Below are 5975 nucleotides of genomic sequence, written 5' to 3'. Positions count from 1 at the left end.
CCGCCTCATCAACACGGATACTTCTCAAGGCTCGGAACGCTTCATGCCCGGAAAGGGATCTGATCGACGAAACAACCCCGCATGATTCGCCCGGGAGGCTGACACACACTTCCATCAAGCCAGTCGGACTGAGTTTCAGATAGAGAATGCCAGGATTGGCTGGACGTTCCACAAAACTGAATGAATAATCAAGATTGCCGGCATTGGTCGTGAAATTGGCATTATAGGTCGACCCTTGCGGGGCCTGGATGACTGGATAATAGATAGGAAGGGTGCTGAGGTCCGGTTCCGTGTTTGTGTGCGAGACGGTACCATGGATCGTACCGGTATCGAGGTGGACCTCATTCGCCACCGTGAGCATGCTGACAGAGCCGGAGCCGAAATCGGCGCCTACGACAAATCCGCTCCCGTCGTCCATCATTAGGTTTTGCGCCGTCAAGGTTGTTGCAGGCGGCAGACCGGTCACCGTGCGGGTACCGAATTCAAATAGGCCGCCCGCATGGACATGTACGTCGCCGAAAGCGCCTTGCCCCTCCAGAATGCCGCCGTCCATCACATTGATCGTGCCGAGAAGAGCGGCCGCCGCCGGTGACCCGGCCGGTCCGGTCACATTCAGCGTCACATTCTGCGGCACATTGGTAACCCCGGTGAAGGTATTTGCAGCCGTCAACTGCAGGTTGCCATTTGTTCCCGCATTGACGTTGAACGTCCCGCCGCCGCCGGCGCCGATCGAAGAGATGACGCCGTCAAAGCTCTGGTTGCCGGTCACATTCCAGTTCCAGGTCGCCGTCTGGCTGATGGAGATGTCGCCCGGCACGGCGCCGGCATCGGTCACCTCGAGCGTGCCTTCATTGACCAGCGTATCTCCCTGATAGCTGTTGGCCGTGGTCAGCCCGAGAGTGCCGGGCCCGTTCTTGCTCAATCCGACCGCACCCTGAAGCGCAACCCCGATCGTCGCGGTATAGGGGTTGTTCATGGCATCCTGGCCGACGGTGATGGACGCAGTGGTCGTTCCCGGAAACGCCATCAGAATGAGGCTGTCGGTCACGGCGAGCGGGCGAAGTGAATAGCCGTCGGCATCGAACTCCATGCCCGCGACCTTGATGAACTCGGTCACGGCGCGACTGTCGACGTCGACGGCCCCTCCCGTGGTTGCGAAAATGGCATAGCCACCCTGGGCCCAGGGGCCTGTGGCATCGCCCCGCGGGTTCGTCCAGTTGGTCATGTCTGCGTTCCAGGTCCCGGGGCCGCCGGCGCCGTTCGCCGAGGGCGGCATCGTCGGCTGCTGGTGGACACCGTTCCAGTAGGAATAGGCATCCGGGCCGACAGCCAGAACCAGGGTGCCGGGACCGGCTGAAGTCGCCGTGGCAAGGACCCGATGGAATGTGTTGTTCTGCACGGGCACGCTCGAAACATCGATCGTACTGGGGTCGCCGTTATAGGTGGTTGCGTAGTCGATCAACGGATAGGTGCCATCCGCCAGCATGCCTCCGCCCTGGACGGTCACCATCAGCGTGTTGGTCGAGGTACTCAAGATACCCGTCGCGATCGGCGCCGCTGCCCCGGGGGCAGGCGGCGTGGCATTGAGGGTCACAGCAAGGTTGGCGCCATTCTGGAGGAAGAGAGAAGTCCCTCCCGCCGTCAGTACCGGCTGGCCGGGAGGCGGCGCCTGAAGCGTGCCGTTTCTCTGCACAAGGACAGTACCGCCCAGATCGCCGGTCCCGGTCAGCGTGGCCCCGCCGGCAACCGTGGTCGTACCGGAAAAGCCCGGGCTCTGGCTGTTGAATTCGACCGTGCCGGCCTGAATGTTAAACCGGGCGCGGCTTCCGCCCGAGGTCAGCACGTTTGCGGCTCCGAACGTCATCGTCCCGGTCGCATTGACGGAGAGCGCGGCGCCCGTCACGTTGGCCACATCAATCGCCCCCTGAAGCGGCATCGTTGCGCCGCTCAACATCAGCGTCCCGGCCGAAACTGACGTCTGGCCCGTATAAGAACTCACCGCAGCCAGTTCCAGCGTCCCGGGACCATCCTTTTCGAGCTGCGTGCCGGCGGCAAGCTGCGCGAGTTCCACGCCCATCGTGACCGTTGCGCTGGCGTCGGTCACATTGATCTTGACCGGACCGCCGCCGGCGCTGGTCAACGTCAGCGCCCCGCCGGTGAAGCTGTATGGGCCGATATCGAACTCCATTCCGCTGACGAGGATTGGAGCTCCTGTCCCGACCGCGACCGTTCCCGCACGGTCAATGAAATGCGCAACACCGCCAGACACCCAGGGATGATGGCCCGTTCCGTTCGCATCATCGGACCAAGCAACACCGCCCGTCGCGGTCCAGTTGCCGTTCCCGCCGAGTTGGCCTGTGGCGTTCTGGTGGGGGTTCCAGAACTCGTCCGGCGGAGTGCCGACCACCAGCCAGATTGTGTTGTTGTTCGGGTCGGCAAGGGAATAGGTCGCGTTCGGCGTCGCGAAGGTCAAGAGATCGAGCGCTGGCCGATTGCCGACATAAGAGAGAAGTGCATATTGCGTGCCGATCGGCAACGCCGTGCCGCCCGCCGTATTGACCGTGATGACGCCGCCGAGTGCGGCCACAAAGTCGCCGGTCGTGCTGAACAGCGGCATGGTGTTCGGATTGTTGCCGTCGAGCAGAACCACCATGGATGTCGTGGCCGCAGCAAAAGTCAGGCTCGAGCCGAGTTGAAGCGTTGTCCCGTGCGTGCCCGAGATCGCGCCGGTGGCCTGGACGGTGACGGGACCGCCGATCGCGCCGGAGCCCGCTAGCGTCGCGCCGTCAAGCACTGTTGTCGTTCCGAGGAACGAAGTCCCCGAGGCCGAGTTGAAGTTCACCGTGCCCGTGCCGGCGATGTGAAGCGCCGATGCGGCTACGCCGTGCAAGACATTGGTGAAGGTCAGGCCTGCGGCCGGTGCGAACAGGGAAAGCGTGGCGCCGTTTTGACCGCCCACCGTAATGTCGCCGACAACCGAGCCGGGTCCGGTCGCCGCGCCGATCTGGAGCGTGCCGCCGACGATGCTGGTGCCGCCCTGATAGGTCTTGTCGCCGGTGAACACGATGGTTCCGGCCCCGGTTTTTCTGACGCCGGCCGGACCGTCGAGATTGACCGCGATGGTTGCGGTGACGGCCTGGGCATCGGCGTTGAGGCGCGCCAGATTGTCATCCCAGGCCGATTGCAGCGTGATGGCATCAGTGGCAGTGACGCCGGAAAGCGTATAGCCGCCAACCCGGAAATCCAGCCCCTGGACCGTGATCGTGCCGCTGGTCGTACTTTCGACCGAGACAGCGCCGGTTTGCGGCGTGCCGGCGAAAATCGCGGTTTTGGCCTGCTTCCACGCCACGTGGGCTGTGCCGCCGCTATCGGTCCAGTTCATGGCTGTCGCGGCGGCCTGATCCGCCGTCCATGTGCCGGGACCGCCGATGACCTGAGTCGTTGGCGGCTGTGTGGTCGTGCCGTTCCACCAGACCCCCGCGCTCGTGTCCACATTCGTGCCGGAGCCGACCAGGATCGCGATCCTGCTGCCGACGGACACGACCGTCGCATTGGTGGCGTTGACGTCGATACCCGCGGAAGCGGAAGCGATCTTGATGTCGGAGGCGACGCCGTTGATCGCGGTATAGTCGATCAGGAAATAGGGCTGCTGGCTGGGCGCAAGCACCGGCGCGTTGACCAGAACCACGCCGGCTGCCGTCAGGGTCCCGGTCGAAAACAGGCTGGCAGCGCCCGCCGTCAGGCCGCTGGCCTCGATCGTCGAGGGGCCCGTCATGCCGGCTGCATTCGTCAGCACCAGGCCGCCGGCGCCGGCGCCGAGCGTGAAGGTCGTCCCGCCCGAACCGGCGAGCGTCCCCTCCCCGGCAATCGTGACCGTGCCGCCGAGATTTCCGATGGCGGACCCGGTCAGGGTCGCGCCGGCCACCACCGTCGTCTGGCCGAGGAAACCGGCGCTTGCGCTGGTGAAGTTCACCACGCCGGGCCCGTTGACCAGGAAATGCGAGGTTGCGTCCGAGGGCTGCAGGACATTGCCGAAGTCAAGCGGCGCGGCGAGGGTGGACGCGGCGTTGGCGTAAACCGAAAGCGTTGCGCCGGCGCTGATGGTGATATTGCCGGTCACCGACCCGTTGGTGGTGCCGTCGCCGAGCTGAAGCGTGCCCTCGGAAACGGTGGTGCCGCCGGAATAGGTGTTGGCCGCCGTCAGGATCAACGTGCCGGTCCCCGTCTTGGAGAGCGGCACGGCATTTCCGCCATCGCCGAGGATGACGCCAACCTTCGCATTATCTGTGGCTGTTCCACTGACCGAGATCGAAACAGCGCCGGGCGTGGCGTCGAGCGTCAGCGTGGAGGTGGCGTCCGTGCCCCTCAATTCGTAGCCGGTTACCGTAAACTGCATGCCGTTGATACTGATCGGCGCGGTGCTGTCGACCGTGACCGTACCACCAGTTTGCGTGAACACGGCGATATCGGCCTCGGACCAGAGAAGCGGCGGCTGTCCGCTGGAATCCGCCCAGCTCATCGTCGTCGCCGCATCCCAGGTACCGCTACCGCCGAAATTATTGGGTCCCGGCGGCGTCAACGGATGCCAGAAGAGCTGCTGCCCACCGGGCGGACTTGCAATAATGTAGAGGAAACCGGGCGCCCCAGTCGGGTCATTGCCCAATCGGTAGCGGTTCGGGTTGTTCATGAGGGTGAGGTTGCTCGCGCTGCCGGTCGCGGAAGCCGTGAACTGGATCAGGTTATAGCGCTGCCCGACCACGAGATTTGCGGGCAGGAAAACCACATTGCCGGAGGTCATGTTCAGCGTGGTCACGGTAATGAGCGCCGGCGACGGGTTTGCTCCCGGGGCCGGATCGAGCGTCACGTTCAACGTCGACCCGTTGCCGAGCGTCAGCGCGCCGTTGATCGTCAGGACCGGGGTCGTGGAATAATCTCCCGCGATCGTCCCGGCCTGGCTGACCGTCACATCGCCGTTGATCGTGCCGGTGCCCTTCAGCGTGCCGCCGGTCACCGACACGTTGCCGTTGATCGTGCCGCCGCCGTTCAGCGTGCCGCCGGTCAGCGCCACCGTTCCTCCGAGCACGCTGTTGGCGAGCATATTGAAGGTGCCCGCCGTGACATTCGTCTGCCCCAGGAACGTGTTGCTGTTGCTGGAAAAATCGAGCTGTCCGGCTCCCATCACGTGGAATATGGCCGGATTCGCATTATTGAGCGTAGCGGTCAGGACGTTGGAAAAGGACAGAGCGGGTTGGCTCGCCGCCTGATTGACGGCAAGGGTAGCGCCGGAAGCAATCGTGATGCCGGCCAGAATTGTGCTGTTCGTCGTTCCGTCGCCGAGCTGCAGCGTACCGCCGCTGACCGTGGTGTCGCCGGTATAGGTCTTGTTGCCGACGAAGACGAGCGTGCCGGTACCGCCCTTCGTCAGGCTGTTCACCGCGGCCGGCACTGGCGCCCTGTTCATGCCGTCGGTGATGTCCACGGCAATTGTCGCCGTCACCGTGTCCACGTCGATTTCGCCGATTGTGTGGAGGCGCGGCGACATTTGAAGCACGCCGCCCGTACCCGCGATCAGGTGATACTCCTGGGCCGAGAACACGAGCCTGTCGAAACCCAGCGAGCCGACAACGGTCACCGTTCCGGCCGTATTGCCCTGGAAATAGCCGACGGAGCCCACCCAGGCAGCCGAATTGGAGCCATCCGGCTGGGTCCAGTTTCCAAGCCCCGCGATCCATGTGCCGGAACCTCCGGTGAGAGGGGTGCTGGTATAGCCGGGTCCAGGCGCTCCGCCGTTCCAGTATTGCGGCGTTTCGCCGGTCACGCTGTCATAGGTGATAAGCCGGATCATGCCCGGCGAACTCACGACGGCATTGGGGTCAACCGCATTGAGTTCATAATCCTTGCCAGCCGGCAGTCCCGTAATTGTCGTGGTTTTGAAGATCGTTCCGGGCACCTGGTTGAGTGCGCCGCCATACTGG

The 5975-nt window shown here is 63.9% G+C and carries 1 protein-coding gene; it reads right to left on the bottom strand.

Annotation, left to right across the window (positions count from 1 at the left end; all coding sequences use genetic code 11):
* The coding region (locus AC5DC2_RS17975) for an autotransporter-associated beta strand repeat-containing protein (RefSeq protein ID WP_491699465.1) at positions 1–5975 on the bottom strand (5975 nt) is incomplete at both ends.

The sequence above is a fragment of the Martelella sp. genome, assembly GCF_984369615.1.
Note: the sequence above shows the minus strand (reverse complement) of the source record. Positions and strands in the feature narration are given on the sequence as shown.